Genomic DNA, 19,465 nt, shown 5'->3' on the forward strand with positions numbered 1-19,465 from the left:
TGCTAAACTCGAGGCCTTCTGGCCACAAAACCTGCATAATAAAGACCGCTGCTACCGCTTGGTATAAACTTGTACCATCCATATTTATCGTAGCACCTACTGGAAGGACAAAACTAGAAACATCCTTCTCTACGCCCATATGTTCTTCTACTCGCTCCATGGTGACAGGCAGTGTTGCAGCACTGGAACTAGTTGAAAACGCTAAAAGTTGTGCAGGTGCGATTTGCTGTAAAAACCACAATGGCGATTTTTTTACATAAACAGCAAAAATCAAACAGTAAAAACTGATCATAAGAACTAAACCTAGAACTACTACACCAGCATATTTAAGCAACGCCAGAAGTATTTCAGGATCTTCGGCAGTTACTACAACAGTTGCTAATAAAGCAAAAACCGCAAATGGTGCAGTTAACATGATTAAGTCCACCATTTTAAGGACTACATCATTTAAACTATCAAAAAAATCTTTCAATGGTTTTGCACTCTTTTCTCCTACAAGCAGCATAGAGATTCCTAAAAATAAGGCAAAGAAAATCACTTGTAACATTAAGGAATTATCACTCATTGCAGACACCGCATTATCAGGAACCATATCTACAAGAAATTGCAAAGGTCCTTGATCTTCCTGCATCGCGGCAGTTTCTTGTGTTTTAGCAATTTTTTCATTACTACTATATGCAGCACTAATTCTTTCTTTTGTTTCTTCAGGAAGTCCTACTCCTGGTTTTAATAGGTTAACTAATCCTAGACCTATCACGATAGCAACAACGGTGGTGCAGATGTATATCAATATCGTACGAATTCCCATTTTCTTAAAGCGAGCAATATCTTTAAGATCAGAAATTCCTTTAATAAGTGACGCGAGTATGAGCGGTATTGCAATCAATTTCAACAAATTGACAAAAATGGTCCCTATTGGCTCAATCCAGTCTCCAACAAAGTCTTTTCCCCAGTCAAATTGCGTCATAAGAAATCCAAAAAGGATTCCTCCTACCATTCCTATTAATATTTGCCAGTGTAATGCTAGTTTCTTCATGTATTGCTAGTTTCTTTTAATCTATGAGGCGTAAGATAAGTAAAGTTTTTGTTGTGATTCCGCTTTCGCGAAAGCGAGAACTAAACCATTAATCTAAATTACTGATAATCTGTTTTTAAGAGTATTTACTTGAAAAAAGTTATAATTTTGACGTACGCGCCCTTAAAAGATGATCGGCTAGAACGAGTGCTGCCATTGCTTCTACAATTACTACGGCTCTAGGCACCACGCATGGATCATGTCTACCTTTACCTTGCATTTGCACCATATCACCTTGGGCGTTTATGGTTTCTTGCGATTGCATAATGGTCGCAACTGGTTTAAAAGCAACTTTAAAATAGATATCCATACCATTTGAAATACCACCTTGAATTCCACCACTATAATTAGTGGTAGTAGAACCATCTTGATGGTATAGATCATTATGATCACTTCCTTTCATTTGAGATCCTGCAAAGCCGCTACCATATTCAAAACCTTTAACAGCATTGATAGAAAGCATGGCTTTACCAAGATCTGCATGGAGTTTATCAAAGACTGGCTCTCCTAATCCTGCTGGAACTCCTTGAATAACACAAGTTATGGTTCCTCCTATGGTATCACCTTCTTTTCTGGTCTCTAAGATTTTTTGTTCCATCGCTTTTGCGAAAGCGATATCTGGACAACGCACGACGTTATTTTCAATCTCTGAAAAATCTAGTTCTTGATAGGGCTTGTCCATAATAAGATCTCCTACACTACTGGTGTACGCAGTAACTTTAACTTGTGAAAGGAGCTGTTTTGCAATGGCTCCTGCCACTACTCTACTTGCTGTTTCTCTCGCACTGCTGCGACCACCACCACGATAATCACGATGTCCATATTTATCATCATAGACTTTATCTGCGTGACTCGGACGATAGGTTTCTTTGATATGAGAGTAATCTTTTGATTTTTGGTTTTCATTGATAATTTGAAAACCTATAGGTGTACCGGTAGTTTTACCTTCAAAAATACCTGAGTAAAAATTTACAGTATCGCTTTCTTTGCGTTGTGTGACTATTTTACTTTGTCCTGGTTTACGTCTATCTAAATCGAGTTGAATTGCGTTTAAGTCTATTTCAACTCCTGCTGGACAACCGTCAATGACTCCACCTAAAGCGATGCCATGAGATTCTCCATATGTTGTTACTGTAAATTGCTTACCAAAAGTGTTTCCTGCCATAACACAAATATAATGTTTGAGATGTATTAGATTTGTTTCCATCACCATGAGATTTTAAAAAATTAGGAATGAAAAAAACTTTGTTGCTTTTAATAATGACAGGCCTGCTTATGTGCAGTTGTAATTCAAAGAAGAGCGTGAGTACAGCTAGTGGTACAAACGATAATTCTTATTATAATCAAGCAAAAACCTTTCTAGCGGCTGCACAGTACAATCGTGGTATAGATGCCATTGATCGTGCTATCGAAGCTAATGAAAAAGAGCATCTTGAAGAATTATTTTTCCTTAAAGGATTTATCCTGCACGCATACGGAGAAACTACTGATGCAAGAAGCGCTTATCAAGAAGTCCTAGATATGAAAAATGTATATTCTCCTTATAAAAAACAAGCAAAACAGCTGCTAGAACTGAATATCGAGGAAGAGAAATGGAGAAAAAAGCGCATGGAGACTAAAGAAGAGGACAAAACTTTTACGGAAGAACAAATACAAGAAGTATCTCCTGAAGATTTACCTTTTAAACCAGTTGAAAAATTACCTCGTTTTACTTCATGTCCAGAGTCTAGCAATATCGAAGTAAAAAATTGTTTTAATGAAGTGATCAAAAATCATCTCGTACGAAATTATAATACAGATATAGGAAACATGTTCGGCGTTTATAATAAGGTGCGCACCTATGTGACATTTAAAGTAGATGTGGACGGTAAGATCATTGATATGTCGGGAAGGTCTAAAAGCAGATTTTTATCCTTAGAAGCAAAAAGAGTGCTCTTCACACTACCTGAAATGGTACCGGGCGAGCAAGATGGAAAAAATGTAGTGGTTCCTTTTACCATACCTGTGACCTTTGCTCCTATTCAATAATATTTAAAAATCAAGCTCTTATGATATTTGTTATCTTAAATAATCCAGTGGTTTCATAAAAATTCTAATATATTTGAACTCAAACAAAATCAAATGATTAAAAAAATATTACTTGCAATTTGTGTAGTTTCTTTAGTTTCATGTGATCCTAGCGATGATGGTGATTCTGGTAGAACTAATAATGACTTTCAGTATTTTCCATTAACTGTTAACAATAGTTGGGATTATGATGTTACCACTGGTGCTAACTCTTCATCAGAAACCTTGACAGTAGCAACAGTAACTGGCACAGAATACACGTTAAGTTCAAATCCTGCCACTCCAGTAGGCTTTATGTCTCAAATATTAACTGGTGGTGAGTTGAAGGCAGAATCTGGTAAATTAATAGGAAATGGTGTTATAGGATTTGATTTACAAGGATTAAATAATTTTAATGTACCTATAACTAATGGTGTTTTATATGATCAAAACGCAACGAGTAATGAAGAACTTTTCTCAGTTGAAGGAAACAATACACAAACCGTGCAGACTTATGATTTAGACTTTAACTACACGGTTAAAACAAAACAGCTTTCTCCTCTTTCTCAAATGACAGTAAATGGCGTCACGTATCAAGATATAATTCATTCACAACTTATTGTAAATCTTTCTATAACTACAGAGTTTACTATCGCTGGTTTTACTCAAGATGTTCCTATTCTACAGCCTGCAGATGCAATTGTTGTGGATAATTATTGGTCTAAAGATGTAGGATTGATAAAGTCTGACTATGAATTGAATTATTCCTTAGAAGATTTTTCATCTTTAGGGGTTTCATTACCTGTGCCACAAAGCGCTAATATACAATCAGAGCAAACTTTAACAGGTTACACTATAGTAAATTAAAGCTTTATTATTTCTATAAAATTGAGCCTTATTCTATTTGAATAAGGCTTTTAAATTTATACAGTTTTCAAGAGACCATCTTATGTTGTGGACTTAATATAGAGTTTATATAAGTATGAAGTTGAATCATTTGATTTGAGCCTTTACGCCTTCCTATTCTCCCTATCACATAAAGTATTATCCAGATAATTACCATAAGAATCATAATAATTAAAGGATAAAATGTAGGTTCATTTAATTTAGATCTTGTGTATAACCATATACATGATGCAATAAATAATCCAGCGACAGCAAAATGTAAAAACATAAACATGGTCCATACTGACGGTCTCGGACTGAAAAGTCCTTTTATATGGGTTGCACCACTGCCGTCTTGTAATAGTTCCAAATGTAGTTCTGGAGACCAAAAATGAGCTTCTGACTTTCTGATTTTTATAAAAATATGATCATCAATGATGCTGATTGAATATTTATTTTGATGCGCCTCTTTTTTAAATCGCTCTAGAATTTGAGATGTATCAGATGATACAAATATTTGAAATCTAGGCCTCAATGCTAACTGCTTATCGATTTCCCTCATTAGTCCATTCTATAAAATAGAACCTCTAATATACCATCATTAAATTTAAGGCTGTAGGCTAATTATAAGTAAATGCATGACTATTGTAGGCTACAAAAGGCCTGCTTTATGAAAACAAAAAAACCGAAGAGAATGATTCTAAACATCAAATCGTCTTCGGTTTTACTAATTTAATCTGTGATCGCGACAGGATTCGAACCTGTGACCGTCTGCTTAGAAGGCAGATGCTCTATCCAGCTGAGCTACGCGACCTAATCTTTGCTTATTTCTAAGCGGTTGCAAATATACTATTATTTTATAAAGTCACTACTTATTTTTTAAATTTAAGATTCTATTTTTATAATTGATCTAATAACTACTTGAAATTGTTAATTTTGCTTTCATGATTTTATTTAAAAAACTTTCATTTTTAATTGTATTACTAACAGTTTCTACAGTTTATTCTCAAAATTTTAAGGCAGACTCATACTCAGCAAGTGATGTTGCAGGTATGTCTACATGGCAATTATTGAAATATGACGGCCTTCATATGTTTAACGGTGCAGCATATGCTTATGCAAGACCATTTCATTGGGGCAAAAAAGATTTCTATAGAGCTGGAGCCACTACCTTACTGGTAGGTGGAATTTACACCTTTGATGAAGATTCTAGTGATTTTTTTAGAGATCAAAAAGAGGATGTTCCTGAATTATTGAGAGATTTTGGTTGGTATTTTGGTAGTCCTCAAAATAATTATGGAGTAACGGCTGGTATTTATACATATGGTTTACTAGCCAAAAGTCCCGAATGGCGTCGTACAGGAGTTCTTATGATTTCAAGTGCTAGCGCTGGTGGCTTATTGCAGCAAGTTCTTAAGGCTGTGACAGGTAGAGCGCGACCAGAAACAGGTCTCGGAAAACATGAGTTCAGACCTTTCTCTGGAGAATCAGGATATAGGTCCTTTCCTTCAGGTCATACCGTATTATCCTTTACAACAGCTTATGCTCTAGCAAAACATTTTGAAAATCCTTATGTAAAAGCTGGTATCTATACCGTAGGTTTAATTTCTCCAGTCTCTCGACTATGGTCTGGTGCGCATTTTTTAACTGATATAGTTTTAAGTCTTGCGGTAACTATTTCTACAGTTGAGGCAGTAGATAGATATCTAGATACTAGAAATGGGTACGGCGATAAACGCTATGGTCAAGGCAAGACAGGTAGACAACCTAACAAAATGGTCTTCAATTTTACGGCAAGTAGTAATACAATAGGACTCACTTTAAATTTTTAAAATGTTTAACTTTTTTTTGAATTAGTTAAACATAAATGAGATACCTTTGATCAACTAAATAATTAAGATGGCACCATACCGCACTTTTGAAGAGTATAATATTAAAACCACTGAAGAAATTAAAGATAAGTATCGCGAGGTAATTACAGAAATAGGAGAAGATGTAGAGCGAGAAGGTTTACTTAAAACACCTGAAAGAGCTGCAAAAGCTATGCAATTTCTTACATCAGGATATGATATAGATCCTGCCGAAATATTAAAAGGTGCCATGTTTGCAGAAGACTACAATGATATGGTCATCATAAAGGATATTGAACTTTATTCTCTTTGTGAGCACCATATGCTACCTTTCTTTGGAAAAGCGCACATCGCTTATATTCCTAATGGACATATAGTTGGTTTATCAAAAATCCCACGTATTGTAGACGTATTTGCAAGAAGATTACAAGTACAAGAAAGGCTTACACATGATATCTTAGAATGTATCGATAATACGTTAAATCCTAAAGGTGTAGCCGTTGTAATAGAAGCTTCACATATGTGTATGATGATGCGTGGAGTACAAAAACAAAACAGTTCTACAACAACAAGTGGCTTTAGAGGTCAATTTGAGAATTCTGAAACTCGTGCAGAATTTATGACTCTGATTTCTTCTCAATTGCACTAAAAGTTTTTTTTGGAACGTTATTTGACTATAAACAGTTAAAAACAAATAACATGTTTCAATCAAAACGATCAAAACTTATAGCTGGTATCCTTTTTGATCTCGTAGGAATGGGATCTTATATTATACCAGGATTCGGTGAAATTACAGATTTAGGTTGGGCTCCTATAGCAGGATATTTAATGACAAAACTATATCCTAGTAAATCGGGAGTAGCAGCTGGAGTTCTTACCACTATAGAAGAACTATTGCCTGGTATGGATATTATTCCATCCTTTACCCTTATGTGGTGCTACACGTATCTCATAAGCTCAAACAAAGTCCATGAAGAAGATAAAACTGTAATAGATGTAGATCATACATAAAAAAATGCTCCTCGAGGAGCATTTTTTACTTTACAAGTTCTTTAAATCCTGTCATTAATTTTTTAATTTTAGGATCAATGATGATTTGGCAATATCCTTGTTCTCGATTGTTATTATAGTAGTTATCGTGAATTTCTTCTGCAGGATAAAATACTGTTGCCGGAGCAATTTCTGTTACAATAGGATCTGTAAATGTCCCTATTTCTTCTAATTCTTTTACATAAGACCTAGCTATTTGCTCTTGTTCTTCATCTAGAAATAGAATAGCGCTTCTGTAATGTGTACCTACATCATAACCTTGTCTGTTTAAGGTGGTAGGATCATGAGTTGCCATGAAAACCTGTAATAATTGCTTAAAAGTAATTTGTTCAGGATCATAAGTAATCTCAATAGCTTCTGCATGTCCGGTTCTACCTTGTACGACTTCTCGATACGGCGGATTTTTGATATGACCTCCACAAAAACCAGAACGTACATTCGCAATTCCTTTCACTCTTTGAAAGACGGCTTCTGTGCACCAAAAGCAGCCTCCTGCTAGTATCGCTTTCTTCATTACTGTTTTTCAAGCAAGTTACATTACAAATATTATTTCAAAATTTTAATTAACACACCTTTAATGAATTCAAGGATTTAAGCCTTTAATTTTGCTTTTTTGACAAAGCCATACAAAATTGAAAAAATTACTTGTTTTATTATGTGTTTTTCTCGCTTTCGCGAAAGCGGAATCACAAGAAATGCAGGACTCTCTTAAAATTGAAAGGAAAGTATACAAAGCTACTAGAGTAACTACCGCTCCAAAAATAGACGGTGAACCTTTTGAAGATTTTTGGGATCCAATTCCTACTGGTGGAGACTTTGTGATGATAGAACCTACTAATGGTAAAAAGGAACGAGAAACACATCAAACAAAATTTAAAATCGCATATGATGATAATGCTTTGTATGTAGCTGCATATTTATATGATGATGAGCCAGAAAGTATAGCTAGACAATTTTCTCAAAGAGATCAAGTTTTTACTCAAGCTGATGTTTTTGGGTTTTATATCAATAATTATAACAATCAGATCAATCAAACTCGTTTTTTTGCCACTAGCGCAAATGCTTTAGGTGATGCAATTGTAGAAGGTAATCGTCAAGACTTCAGTTATAACGTGGTTTTTAGGTCTGAAACGAGTATCAATGCTGCTGGGTGGTTTGTGGAAATGAAAATTCCTTATCGCACCTTAAGATTTCCTGAAGTAGAAGTTCAAGACTGGAGTTTTCAAGTTTTTCGTCGTATAACCTCTTTAAACGAGGATTATAGTTATAATTTCATAGACATTACGCAAGGTATAAATACACAATATGACGCAATAATGACTGGCGTTTCTAACATCGATCCACCGTTGCGTTTAAACATGTATCCTTATGCTACTGTAATTAGTGATAATTTTGATGGTAATTCTACCACGCAGTATAATGCTGGTATGGATATTAAATATGGAATAAATGATGCCTTTACCCTAGATGCTAGTTTAATTCCAGATTTTGGTCAGGTAGCTTTTGATCAAGTACGACTTAATCTAGGACCATTTGAACAACTTTTTGGTGAGAACCGTGCCTTTTTTAATGAAGGAACAGACTTATTTAACAAAGGTGGCTTATTTTTCTCACGTAGAATAGGTCAAACTCCTAGCGGTTTTAGTAATGTTGAGTTGTTTGATGATGAAGATATTATTGATAACCCCAGCAATGCACAACTACTCAATGCGGTAAAAATTACTGGTAGAACTTCCAAAAGATTAGGAATAGGATTTCTTAACGCAATTACTGATAAAACAGAGGCTACTATAGAAAACTCGGTTACAGGTGCCAGAAGAACTCAGGTCACTGAAGCGTTAACTAACTATAATATGTTTGTACTGGACCAGCAATTCAGTAAAAATAGTTCTATAGCGATATCTAACGCTAGTACTATAAGAAATGGAAGTTTTACCGATGCAAATGTTACGGCAATTGTTCTAGACCACAACGATAAAAATGCGGCTAACAATTATCGAGGAGAACTGAGAATGAGTAACCGCTTTACTCCTACTGGAACTGATACTGGATATTCTAGCGAGTTACAATGGCGCAAAACTACCGGAAAATGGAGGCCTAGATTAGCTCATTTCTATAGAGATAAAAACTGGAATCCTAACGATCTAGGGCGTAATTTTCAAACTAATACTCAAACATTTGCAGCAGATTTGAGCTATAATCAATTCACACCGGTAGGTATTTTTAATCGGTTTGATGTAGACTTAAGAGTAAGACATAGAAGGCAAATAGATCCTGACTTGCATACTAATACAGAGTATACTTTAAATCCATTCTTTTTTACTAGAGAACGACTTGCCTTTGGAGCCGATTTGAACTTTTTCTCTAGAAATTTAAATCAGTTTGAATCTCGTAAAGAAGGTCAGGTAGTACGTTATGAACCTGGTTATTTTACAGGTGGTTTTATTTCTACAGACTACCGTAAGAAATTTGCTCTCGATTATAGAATGGGACGCTTCAAAAGATTTGATGATGCAGAAGAAAGTTATGACTTCAGATTCAGCCCACGATATAGGTTTTCTGATAAATTTCTATTGGTCTATGCACTTTCATGGAGTAAAAATAACGATCGCATAAGTTATGTTACTACCGCAAGTAATGATGAGCCTATTGTGAGTAGAAGAGATACTCATACGGTTGAAAACTCTGTTTCAGGAACTTATAATTTTAATAATACCCAAGCATTAAGTCTTTCTTTTAGAAACTTCTGGTCACGAGCAAGTTTTAGTAGAGAATTTAATGAACTTGCCCTCGATGGGACATTGTTACCATCAGATTATGAGTTGACTGAAGATTTTGATCCAGATGCAAATTTTAATGTATGGAACTTAGACCTCTCTTATAGATGGCGTTTTGCCCCAGGAAGTGAGGCTTCTGTACTGTATAGAAACAGTATTTTTAATTTTGATAATCAAGGTGAAATAGGCTTTGAGGACAGTCTAGATGAATTATTCACACAACCTGTAAGACATAACATTTCATTGAGAGTAACATATTTCTTAGACTTTAATAACGCAAAAAGGTGGTTTAAAGCTTAAAAATCTATTACTTTGTCCTTATGATAAAAGCTACACAGATTTATAAAAGTTTTGGTGACCTGCAAGTTCTCAAAGGTGTTGATCTAGAAATCAAAACCGGAGAAATCGCTAGTGTTGTGGGAAGTTCTGGTGCTGGTAAGACTACATTACTTCATATTTTAGGTACTCTTGAAAAGCCAGACGTAAACTCAAATAGTAGTTTGCTAATAGATGGTACTGATATCTTAAAGCTTAAAGGAAAGCAGTTGAGCAGATTTCGTAATAATTCTTTAGGTTTTATTTTCCAGTTTCATCAATTACTGCCCGAATTTACCGCTTTAGAAAATGTATGTATTCCAGCCTACATTGCAAATACAGATAAAGCAGCTGCAGAAAAACGTGCTAAGGAACTGCTCTCCTACTTAAAACTTTCACATCGTTTTGATCATAAACCTGGTGCACTTTCTGGCGGTGAGCAACAACGCGTGGCAGTTGCAAGAGCATTAATTAATAATCCTAAGGTAATCTTTGCAGATGAACCTACAGGAAATCTGGATAGTACCACGGCAAACGATCTTCATGAGCTTATCTTTCAACTGCGCAAAGAGTTTAATCAAACCTTTGTAATTGTAACACATAATGAAGAACTAGCAGACCTTGCAGACCGTAAACTAGTCATGAGCGATGGTAAATTCTTATAAATGAACCGCAAAGAACTTAAAGAATTTCTCGACGCAAAGGTTGAGCAGTACAATACACCAGAATTTATACCGCACGATCCTATTCAAATACCGCATCTTTTTACTGATAAAAAAGATATTGAAATCGCTGGATTTCTCATAGCTACTATTGCATGGGGCAATCGCAAATCTATCATTAACAATTCTCACAAATTAATGAATCTCATGGATAACGCTCCTGCAGATTTCATTAAAAATCACGAAGAAAGTGACCTGAATCGTTTTGAGGGTTTTGTACACCGAACTTTCAATAGTGAAGATTGCAAGACTTTTATGCGATCATTACAGCATATAGAAAATAAATATAATGGCTTAGAGCACGCTTTCGCGAAAGCGTACCTAGAACAATCTGATTTACAGAAAGCGATCTCACAGTTTAAAACCATATTTTTTGAAGTAGATCATTTACCACGTACACAAAAACACGTAAGCGATCCTTTAAAAAACAGCAGTGCAAAACGCATTAATATGTTTTTAAGATGGATGGTACGAAAGGATAATGCTGGTGTAGATTTTGGTATCTGGAATGAGATTCCTATGAGTGCTCTTTCTTTACCTCTTGATGTTCATACTGGAACTATAGCACGTAAACTCAAAATGCTTAAATGCAAGCAAAACGATGCAAAAGCAGTTGCTGAACTAGGCAAGGTACTACGCAAATTTGATCCTGTGGACCCTGTAAAATATGACTTTGCGTTATTCGGACTAGGTGCTTTTAAAGAATTGTAGGAATTTATTTATCGAATCTATTTTTATGTTAAAAAATAGATTAACTTTGACTAGTAAAATTTAAACAATCACCATGTCAGTTGCTCCCTTGCATCCTAGAGAAGATGAACGTAATGCCTATCTTAAGACATTTTATATAGACCCTAAAAGAGAAAAGGTCTTTGATGAACTTACTGAACTGGCTTGTAAATTAACAGATGTTCCTAAAAGTCTTATTTCTATAGTAGAAAAAGATGAAGTATGGTTTAAAAGTCAGAAAGGTCTAGAGTTAGATAGTTCTCCTAGAGAATTGAGCCTATGCTCACATACAACCGCAAACAACAGTAACTTTTATTACATAGAAGATGCTACTAAACACAAAGAGCTCAAAGACCATCCTTATGTAAAAGCTGAAGATGGTATACAGTTTTATGCTGGTGTGCAATTAAAAGATGAAAACAACTTACCTATAGGTACTATTTGTGTATTAGATAGCAAGCCACATCAATTAGATCAAGAAAAAAAACGATCCCTCGAGATGGTGGCAGATCTTGTGATGAGACAATTTGAATTGAATAAAAAAAATATTCAATTAACTGAAAAGAGCCGTTTGCTAGAGGAGAATAATGAGATGCTTAAAAATTTTGCTCATGTTGTTTCTCATGATATGAAAATGCCGCTAGCTAACATGATTTTGACTTGCGATGTTGTGAATAAAAAGTATAAAAATGGACTAGACGATAATGGTAAGCGTTATCTTGATTCCATTAAGGAAACTGCGTTCTCGATGAGTGATTACATTGACAATATATTATCTCACTATGAAAGCGAGCAACTTGCGGTAAATGATATAGAAGAATTTGACATTTACTCTGTTATTGAAAAAGTAGAAGAAATGATAGGCTTAAGGGATGATATTCAATTTTTATATCCTGAAGAAAATATTATCATTAATGGAAATACCGCAGCTATAGAGCAAATACTACTTAATCTTATAGGCAACAGTGTTAAGTATAATGAAGAAAATATTATAAAGGTTCAAATCACTGCATCTGAAAATTCAAAATACTACCGCATAGCGATTACTGATAACGGTATAGGAATTCCTCAAAACAAACAGAAAGAAATTTTTAAATTGTTTACCACTTTAAACAAAACAGATAGAGCTGGAAAAAAAGGTCATGGAATAGGGCTTTCTACAGTAAAAATTCTTGTAGATAAATTAGGTGGTGTTATCACTTGCAACTCTGAAGTAAATGTAGGTACGACTTTCTCATTTACTATTAAAAAATGACTTTGATTTTATGTAAAGGCAGTATATTTGACTAGCAAAGTCAATAGATGCAATTTCAACACCCCATACTTCTTTACGGCCTATTTTTTCTTATAGTTCCTATTGTTGTTCACTTATTTCAACTAAGAAGATTTAGTAAAGTTGCGTTTACAAATGTTGCTTTTTTAAAGCCACTAATTAATCAAACAAGAAAGAGCCGCCAGTTAAAAAAATGGTTAACTCTGCTTGCTCGCTGTCTTGTTGTAGCTTGTTTAGTAGTTGCTTTTGCTCAGCCTTTTTTACCTGGAAGTGCTACTGCGACTCAAGAAAAACAAACAGCTATATATCTAGATAATTCCTATTCAATGGAATTAAATGGTAAAAATGGACCTTTATATAAAAATGCTACCAGCAATTTATTAGAAAAATTACCAGCTGATAAAGTTTTTACCCTATTTACAAACGACAAGGTATTTGCAAATACAAATAGACAGCAAATTACAAACGAATTACTAGCTAATAATTATTCAAGTGAGTTGCTCTCTTTTGAGCAAATACAGCTCAAAGCTATTTCCCTACTCGATAATAAAACAGCTTCAAAGGAGATTATTTTAATTTCAGATTTTCAAAATACAAATGGTGCTGCTTTTCCCGATACATTAAAAGGCGTTAAAAGAGAGTTAGTAAAATTAGAACCTCAAGAAACTAACAATATTTCTATTGATACAGCATTTATCGTTAATCAATCTGGATCTAATCTTAAACTTCAAGTAGATTTAAGTTCCAATTATAATGTAGAACAACCAGTTACTTTAACCTTAGAAAATAATACAGTTTTACTAGCCAAAACTTCAGTTTTATTAAATGATCAGAAAGGAATAGCAAATTTTGAAATCGAGATTGATGAACCTATAACAGGAAGAATTTTTATAGAAGATCAAGGAATTTCTTTTGACAATGAATTATTTATCAGTACAGGAAGTAGAGAAAAGATAAATGTACTAAGTATCAATGGTGCAAATTCAAATTTCTTAGATCGTTTGTATAACGATGATCAATTTGAATATTTGAGTGTCAAAGAAAGAGATGTAAATTATAATCTTATCAAAGATCAAAATATTGTTATCTTAAATGAATTAAACAATATTCCAGTAAGTTTAAGTAGTGAGTTAAATAAGCTTACGCAAAACGGCGGTTATCTTGTGATTATTCCCGCTACAAATTCTTCAGGCTACGACTCTATAGGTATATCTGGTATCGCATTGAACGAATCATCAAAAAAAATAACCGAGATTAATTTTAACCATCCATTGTTCAAAGGAGTTTTTAATAAGCGTGTCACTAACTTTCAGTATCCTAGCGTTCAAACTGTTCTAAAGAGCACCAATGCCATTGATCCTATTCTGAAGTATGAAGATGGCAGTAGTTTCCTTTATAAAAATCAAAATACCTACGTTTTCACATCTAGTCTCAATTCAGAAAATAGTAATTTTCAGAGCTCGCCATTAATTGTACCTGTTTTTTATAATATGGCGATGAGCTCACTACCTGTATCACAATTGTACTATGAAATGGATAGTAGTAATGAAATAGCGGTAAACACCTCTGTAAACCAAGATCAGATTATAAGCTTATCAAATGGTTCTACTGAGTTTATACCGAGACAACAAGCCTTTGATAATTACGTATTACTAACAGCAGGAAAGGATATTTCTAGTGCAGGAAATTATGACGTCACTATCAAAAATGAAAAGGTTACTACTCTTAGCTTTAATACAAAACGACAAGAAAACCAATTAAAATATTTCTCTGATTCAGATTTAGGTAATAACCTATCTACGTCAATTGATGACTTGTTGTATAAACTGGATCAGGAAGAGAACATTCTATCTTTGTGGAAATACTTTGTAATGGGAGCACTTTTCTTCCTAATTTGTGAATTACTGATTTTAAAGTTTGTAAAATGATTCTACTTAAAAACGTTATTATCGTAGATGCCAGTTCTCCTCTAAATGGCAAAAAAAGAGATCTACTCATTAAAAACGGTAAGATTGAAAAAATAGATGATTCTATTTCAAATAAAGATGCTAAAATCATCGAGCGTGATAATATGCATGTTTCCATAGGATGGATTGATACCAGTGTAAGTTTGGGTGAGCCTGGATATGAAGAAAGACAAACCATACAAAACGGTATTAAAGCTGCAGCTGCTGGAGGATTTACTAACATCATGCTCAATCCTAACAATCAACCTAATCCACAAGATCAATCAGGAATAAAATACATTAAAAACGTAACTGCACAGCAAGCAGTAACCATTCTTCCTATAGGATCTTTTACTTTAGATCAAAAAGGAGAACACCTTGCCGAATTGTTTGATATGCAACAAGCAGGTGCTGTTTCCTTCTATGACTATAAAAAGGAAATAACTAATGCTAACTTGCTAAAAGTAGGACTACAGTATACTTCTTCCTTTCAAGGTGTGGTACAATCATTCCCACAAAACAAAGACATCGCTGGAAAAGGAATGGTAAATGAAGATGTCACCACAACTAACTTGGGACTTAAGTCCATGCCTAGCCTTGCAGAAGAACTTCAGATTGCTAGAGATTTAAGAATTGCTAGTTACACTAAAGGTAGATTACACATTCCTACGGTAAGTACTAATGAAGGTTTAAAACTTATTAAAAAATACAAAGAAACTGCTCATAACGTAAGTTGCAGCGTTTCTATTCATCATCTAGTTTTATCGAGTAATGAGCTGGAGTCATTTGATGCTAATTTTAAAGTACAGCCACCATTAAGAGATGAGAAAGAAGTAAAACAGCTTCAAAAGTTCATAAATACCGGTGTTATAGATGTTGTAACCAGTGATCACACGCCGTTAACGATAGAACATAAAGATCTAGAATTTGATCGAGCATCTGCTGGTACGATAGGATTAGAAAGTTCTTTTGGAGCATTGAATAATATTATCGATACTCAAAAAACGGTAGAGCTCTTAACAAACGGCTATGAAGTTTTCAATCAGAAAAGACCGGTAATAGAAGAAGGTCAACTGGCTAACTTGACTCTTTTTGAACCAGAAACAACTTACACATTTGAAAAGAAACATATTGTGTCCACCTCAAAGAACTCAGCGTTCATAGGAAAATCTATGAAAGGAAGAGTCATAGGAATCGTCAACAATAAAAAAGCTATTTGGAATGAGTAAAAATCCGCCTGGAAAGAACCTTGCATTACTAGCCTATGGTAGCGCAATCTTGATTTATCTACCTCTTTTATTTTTTATCGGAGCCTTTGGTGTTGCAGTAATTTTAAACCAAAATAAAGGAAATAAATTTGCTTCTTTCCATATTAGACAAATGTTTGGCATAGGCGCTATGACTATTATTGCTAGTATTTTTACTAATCGTATTGAAAACATTTGGGTAGGACTTACCGTATTAAGTCTGATGGTTTTATTAGCGCTATTAGGTTTTGCCAGTGCCTACCGCAATCAACAAGATGAATTGCCATTTATCGGAAAATATTTCCAGCAATGGTTCACTTTTATTAAATAAAAAATTTGAATACCTCACTTACATTACAACATATCACACGTCCTGCGCGTCAAGAAAACGCACCTTTACTCCTACTACTTCACGGTTATGGAAGTAATGAAGAAGACTTATTTTCATTTGCTCCAGAGATTAGTAAAGACATTTTTATAGTTTCGGCTAGAGCGCCTTTTGATTTACAACCTTATGGACATGCCTGGTATGCCATCAATTTTGATGCTGCTGGCGGGAAATTTAGCGATAATGATCAGGCAAGAGAAAGTATGGTATTGATCAATACTTTTTTAGAAGAACTTAAAGCAACCTATTCTATTGATCCTAAAAATATGAACGTTCTTGGTTTCAGTCAGGGCGCGATCCTTTCATATGGTTTGAGCCTTTCGCAACCAGGTTTGTTCCGTAATGTCGTTGCGATGAGCGGTTATATAAGTGAAGATTTAATTGCAGGAAGAAATGATTTGTCAGTCCGCTTTCGCGAAAGCGAGATCAAAACAAACTACTTCATTTCTCATGGAACCGTTGATCAAGTCGTGCCTTATGCATGGGCAAAGCAAGCTCCTGCCATCATGGAAGAAATAGGTGCCGATTATGTGTTTAAAGACTATCCTATAGGTCATGGCGTGGCACGAGATAATTTTTATGACATGAAAGAGTGGCTGGAAGCTAGGGTTTTAAAGTAATAAGGTAAGCTAGTTGAATTAAAATCAACTTGTAGTTTTTAAAAACTCCTTTCCTTATAAAAGGAAAGGTGGGCAATGTGAGTGAAACGAACATTGGTCGGAAAGGTTGAAAAGTGCTAGTTATAATGTGAAAACTAATCACAGTAGCAAAAACAAAATCAAATGAACAATTCCATAAAATCTCAACAACAAATTCTAGATAAATTAGGAATTGTATCATTAAACGACATGCAGCTTCAAGCTCATGAGGCGATTACAAATCATCGTGATACGGTACTCATTTCTCCCACTGGAACTGGAAAAACGCTGGCTTTTTTATTACCGGTAATAGAACAATTAAATCCAGATCTTATTGAGGTACAAACTTTAATCCTAGTTCCTTCTCGCGAACTTGCCATTCAAATCGAACAAGTAATTAGAGAAATGGGAACCGGCTATAAAGCAAATGCTATTTACGGTGGTCGCGCAGGTGCAAAGGATAGAGAGGATTTGAACCATACGCCTGCTATTCTGGTAGGAACACCAGGAAGAATTGCAGATCATTTACGTAGAGAATCTTTTGATCCTTCTTTTATTAGAACTCTTATTCTAGATGAATTTGATAAATCGCTAGAAACTGGTTTTGAAAAAGAAATGAAAGAAATTGTACAGGCGTTGCCCAACATTGAAAGAAACGTTCTTACATCAGCAACCTTTAAAGCTGAAATCCCTTCTTTTGTAGGATTAGAAAATCCGCAGGTGTTGAAATTTGAGAAGAAGACTGATAGTGTTTTACAGATTAAAACCATGGCGTCAGATTCTAAAAATAGATTTATTAATCTGGAACAAATTATCGCTAGAACAGGCAACGGCAACGGAATCATCTTCTGTAATTTTAAAGATTCTATTGAAGAAGTTAGTGAGTTTTTAAATAGTAGAAATATAGCACACTCTGTATTTTATGGCGGATTAGAGCAACGAGATCGTGAGCGTGCTTTAATTAAGTTTAGAAATGGTACCCACCAGCTTTTACTTGCCACAGATCTTGCTGCTCGTGGAATAGATGTGCCAGAATTGGATTTTATTATTCATTATGAGTTACCATTTCACAAAGAAGAATTTACCCATAGAAATGGGCGTACTGCAAGAATGCATGCCGATGGAACTGCCTACATTCTCCACAATAAGAAACATCCATTACCAGATTATATAGAAGAAAGCACGCCACTGGAATATACCGAGCGATTAAAAGTAACTCAAAATCAAAAATGGGAAACACTTTTTATTTCTGGCGGTAGAAAAGACAAAATCTCTAAAGGTGATATTGCTGGACTGTTCTTTAAGCAAGGTAACCTTGATAAAAACGAATTAGGAATTATAGAGTTAAAGCAAGATTGTGCTTTTGTGGCTGTTCCTTTTGAGAAAGCCTATGATTTACGCAAAGAATTGAATAATTCTAAGATTAAGAAACGTAAGGTGAGGATTTACAGGTTAGCCTAGCTTGGTATGATTACTTTTATGGATAAAATTAATTAATGTGATTTGTTCCATTCATCAAAGTCAACGAATTTTTCTTCGTCTTTGTCATCATATATGATCCATCCACCACAATTATGGGATAACTCATTTAATTTAATTCTTATTTCGTCATTAAAGGTTAATCTATAAAATTGATCAGACTGGCTATTCATACCAATCCATAACGCTATTTCCAAACCTTCGACCCAACTTGAATTACACGCTAATTCTGATAATTCAGACATATATTTTGCAAGTTCCAATTGCTCTTTAGTTAGTTCATTTAGCATTATTTATATTCCAAGTTTTTATTCAATAACTGTAAATTATTAATGTTTAAGATTTACCTATCTCGATCAAATAACAACGCCTTGATCGTTTCCATTTCTACTTCTTTGTTTTCGTTAATATCGTAGCGTATTAATATTTCTCCCCAGCGGTCGTTATCTGTAAAATTAGCTAGTACCCATTTGTGATTGATGAACTTAGTATCATTAATAGTAAAGCCACGACCTTTTCCTTCATACGGAATTAAAGGATTACCGCCATCTTTAATGTTTAATTCTAATAGTTCGTCTTTAACGATGCGTTCTACTTCAAAAGAATCTAACCCTAAAGCAAAGAGGTAATTTTCGGCTTCAGGATTTCCTTTTAAAGAAAAGACAGAGTTTTCATAGTCTGCTTTTACTTCTACAGATAAGGCATCTTTACGAGCTTGATCAGTTTCATACAGTTGCTTGCGCAATACTTCCACTTGATTTTCTAGTTTTTCATGGTATCTTCTACCGTTAACGTAGATCACTAATGCAGTAAGTGCAGCAAAAATAAACAGGTATAAATAAAAACTTCTTTTCAATTTGATGTAATTTTTAAATTATCATAAGCCAAAAATACGTTTTCAGGGAGTTGTTTTTGTACTTCTTCATGAAAACCTAAATGATGACTTATGTGTGTAAAGTAAGTACGTTTAGGTTGCAATTCCCTTACTAATTCTAGTGCTTCATCAAGGTTTAAATGTGTAGGGTGCGGCTCTTCTCGCAACATA

Annotated in this window: 20 protein-coding genes, 1 tRNA gene and 1 pseudogene; 14 read left to right on the forward strand and 8 right to left on the reverse strand. The window is 34.6% G+C overall.

Annotation, left to right across the window (positions count from 1 at the left end; all coding sequences use genetic code 11):
* Positions 1–1,036 (reverse strand): dicarboxylate/amino acid:cation symporter (locus A9Q93_RS03800; protein WP_303686048.1); only part of this gene is annotated, 1,036 nt, incomplete at its 3' end.
* 139 nt (positions 1,037–1,175) lie between these two features.
* Positions 1,176–2,240 (reverse strand): chorismate synthase, encoded by a 1,065-nt coding sequence (gene aroC / locus A9Q93_RS03805; RefSeq protein ID WP_303686067.1) that lies wholly within the window; start codon positions 2,238–2,240, stop codon positions 1,176–1,178.
* 68 nt (positions 2,241–2,308) lie between these two features.
* On the opposite strand from aroC, the gene A9Q93_RS03810 reads away from it, so the two are divergent.
* Both A9Q93_RS03810 and A9Q93_RS03815 read left to right on the forward strand, forming a co-directional pair.
* Positions 2,309–3,103, forward strand: a complete 795-nt coding sequence (locus A9Q93_RS03810) for a tol-pal system YbgF family protein (protein WP_303686049.1) — start codon at positions 2,309–2,311, stop codon at positions 3,101–3,103.
* Between the two features lie 93 nt (positions 3,104–3,196).
* The gene (locus A9Q93_RS03815) at positions 3,197–3,988 is read left to right on the forward strand and encodes a chorismate synthase (protein WP_303686050.1); all 792 of its coding nucleotides are present in this window, start codon (positions 3,197–3,199) and stop codon (positions 3,986–3,988) included.
* Positions 3,989–4,055: 67 nt separating this feature from the next.
* On the opposite strand, the gene A9Q93_RS03820 is transcribed toward A9Q93_RS03815, so the two are convergent.
* Together A9Q93_RS03820 and A9Q93_RS03825 are read right to left on the reverse strand one after the other, a co-directional pair.
* The gene (locus A9Q93_RS03820; protein ID WP_303686051.1) at positions 4,056–4,568 is read right to left on the reverse strand and encodes a GTP-binding protein; all 513 of its coding nucleotides are present in this window, start codon (positions 4,566–4,568) and stop codon (positions 4,056–4,058) included.
* A gap of 178 nt (positions 4,569–4,746) precedes the next feature.
* Positions 4,747–4,820, reverse strand: a tRNA-Arg gene (locus A9Q93_RS03825).
* 130 nt (positions 4,821–4,950) lie between these two features.
* Here A9Q93_RS03825 and A9Q93_RS03830 point away from each other — a divergent pair.
* The 3 genes from A9Q93_RS03830 (at position 4,951) to A9Q93_RS03840 (ending at position 6,867) form a co-directional block, all read left to right on the forward strand.
* Positions 4,951–5,838 (forward strand): phosphatase PAP2 family protein, encoded by an 888-nt coding sequence (locus A9Q93_RS03830; protein WP_303686052.1) that lies wholly within the window; start codon positions 4,951–4,953, stop codon positions 5,836–5,838.
* Between the two features lie 67 nt (positions 5,839–5,905).
* A complete protein-coding gene (folE, locus tag A9Q93_RS03835; protein WP_303686053.1) occupies positions 5,906–6,505 on the forward strand; it encodes a GTP cyclohydrolase I FolE in 600 nt (199 codons plus the stop codon).
* A 50-nt stretch (positions 6,506–6,555) separates the two neighbouring features.
* Entirely contained in the window at positions 6,556–6,867 is a 312-nt protein-coding gene (locus A9Q93_RS03840; RefSeq protein WP_303686054.1) for a hypothetical protein, read from the forward strand.
* Between the two features lie 25 nt (positions 6,868–6,892).
* Here the strand turns inward: A9Q93_RS03840 and msrA are convergent, their stop codons facing one another.
* Entirely contained in the window at positions 6,893–7,420 is a 528-nt protein-coding gene (msrA, locus tag A9Q93_RS03845) for a peptide-methionine (S)-S-oxide reductase MsrA (protein ID WP_303686055.1), read from the reverse strand.
* A gap of 118 nt (positions 7,421–7,538) precedes the next feature.
* Between msrA and A9Q93_RS03850 the strand changes: the two genes are divergently transcribed.
* From A9Q93_RS03850 to A9Q93_RS03890, 9 genes are all read left to right on the forward strand, one after another.
* Positions 7,539–9,983 (forward strand): DUF5916 domain-containing protein, encoded by a 2,445-nt coding sequence (locus A9Q93_RS03850; protein ID WP_303686056.1) that lies wholly within the window; start codon positions 7,539–7,541, stop codon positions 9,981–9,983.
* Positions 9,984–10,003: 20 nt separating this feature from the next.
* On the forward strand, positions 10,004–10,663 hold the full coding sequence (locus A9Q93_RS03855; protein ID WP_303686057.1) for an ABC transporter ATP-binding protein: 660 nt from the start codon (positions 10,004–10,006) through the stop codon (positions 10,661–10,663).
* Positions 10,664–11,431: a TIGR02757 family protein gene (locus A9Q93_RS03860; RefSeq protein ID WP_303686058.1), complete on the forward strand. Its 768-nt coding sequence runs from the start codon at positions 10,664–10,666 to the stop codon at positions 11,429–11,431.
* 73 nt (positions 11,432–11,504) lie between these two features.
* A complete protein-coding gene (locus tag A9Q93_RS03865) occupies positions 11,505–12,704 on the forward strand; it encodes a GAF domain-containing sensor histidine kinase (protein ID WP_303686059.1) in 1,200 nt (399 codons plus the stop codon).
* A 47-nt stretch (positions 12,705–12,751) separates the two neighbouring features.
* On the forward strand, positions 12,752–14,650 hold the full coding sequence (locus tag A9Q93_RS03870) for a BatA domain-containing protein (protein ID WP_303686060.1): 1,899 nt from the start codon (positions 12,752–12,754) through the stop codon (positions 14,648–14,650).
* Positions 14,647–15,897 carry a dihydroorotase family protein gene (locus A9Q93_RS03875; protein ID WP_303686061.1) on the forward strand — a complete coding sequence of 417 codons (1,251 nt, stop codon included), beginning with the start codon at positions 14,647–14,649 and terminating at the stop codon, positions 15,895–15,897. The genes A9Q93_RS03870 and A9Q93_RS03875 overlap by 4 nt, the downstream gene beginning before the upstream one ends.
* On the forward strand, positions 15,890–16,246 hold the full coding sequence (locus tag A9Q93_RS03880) for a hypothetical protein (protein WP_303686062.1): 357 nt from the start codon (positions 15,890–15,892) through the stop codon (positions 16,244–16,246). Before A9Q93_RS03875 ends, A9Q93_RS03880 begins: the two co-directional genes overlap by 8 nt.
* A 5-nt stretch (positions 16,247–16,251) precedes the next feature.
* Positions 16,252–16,923 carry an alpha/beta hydrolase gene (locus A9Q93_RS03885; protein ID WP_303686063.1) on the forward strand — a complete coding sequence of 224 codons (672 nt, stop codon included), beginning with the start codon at positions 16,252–16,254 and terminating at the stop codon, positions 16,921–16,923.
* Positions 16,924–17,085: 162 nt separating this feature from the next.
* A complete protein-coding gene (locus tag A9Q93_RS03890) occupies positions 17,086–18,402 on the forward strand; it encodes a DEAD/DEAH box helicase (protein WP_303686064.1) in 1,317 nt (438 codons plus the stop codon).
* Positions 18,403–18,434: 32 nt separating this feature from the next.
* On the opposite strand, the gene A9Q93_RS03895 is transcribed toward A9Q93_RS03890, so the two are convergent.
* The 3 genes and pseudogenes from A9Q93_RS03895 to A9Q93_RS03905 form a co-directional block, all read right to left on the reverse strand.
* Entirely contained in the window at positions 18,435–18,710 is a 276-nt protein-coding gene (locus A9Q93_RS03895; protein ID WP_303686065.1) for a hypothetical protein, read from the reverse strand.
* A 53-nt stretch (positions 18,711–18,763) separates the two neighbouring features.
* Positions 18,764–19,276, reverse strand: a complete 513-nt coding sequence (locus A9Q93_RS03900; protein WP_303686066.1) for a hypothetical protein — start codon at positions 19,274–19,276, stop codon at positions 18,764–18,766.
* Positions 19,273–19,465, reverse strand: a pseudogene (locus tag A9Q93_RS03905) (MBL fold metallo-hydrolase); the annotation flags it as partial. The gene A9Q93_RS03900 and the pseudogene A9Q93_RS03905, both read right to left, overlap by 4 nt.

It is taken from the genome of Nonlabens dokdonensis, from assembly GCF_002162835.1.
In the GTDB taxonomy this organism is placed as follows: domain Bacteria; phylum Bacteroidota; class Bacteroidia; order Flavobacteriales; family Flavobacteriaceae; genus Nonlabens; species Nonlabens dokdonensis_B.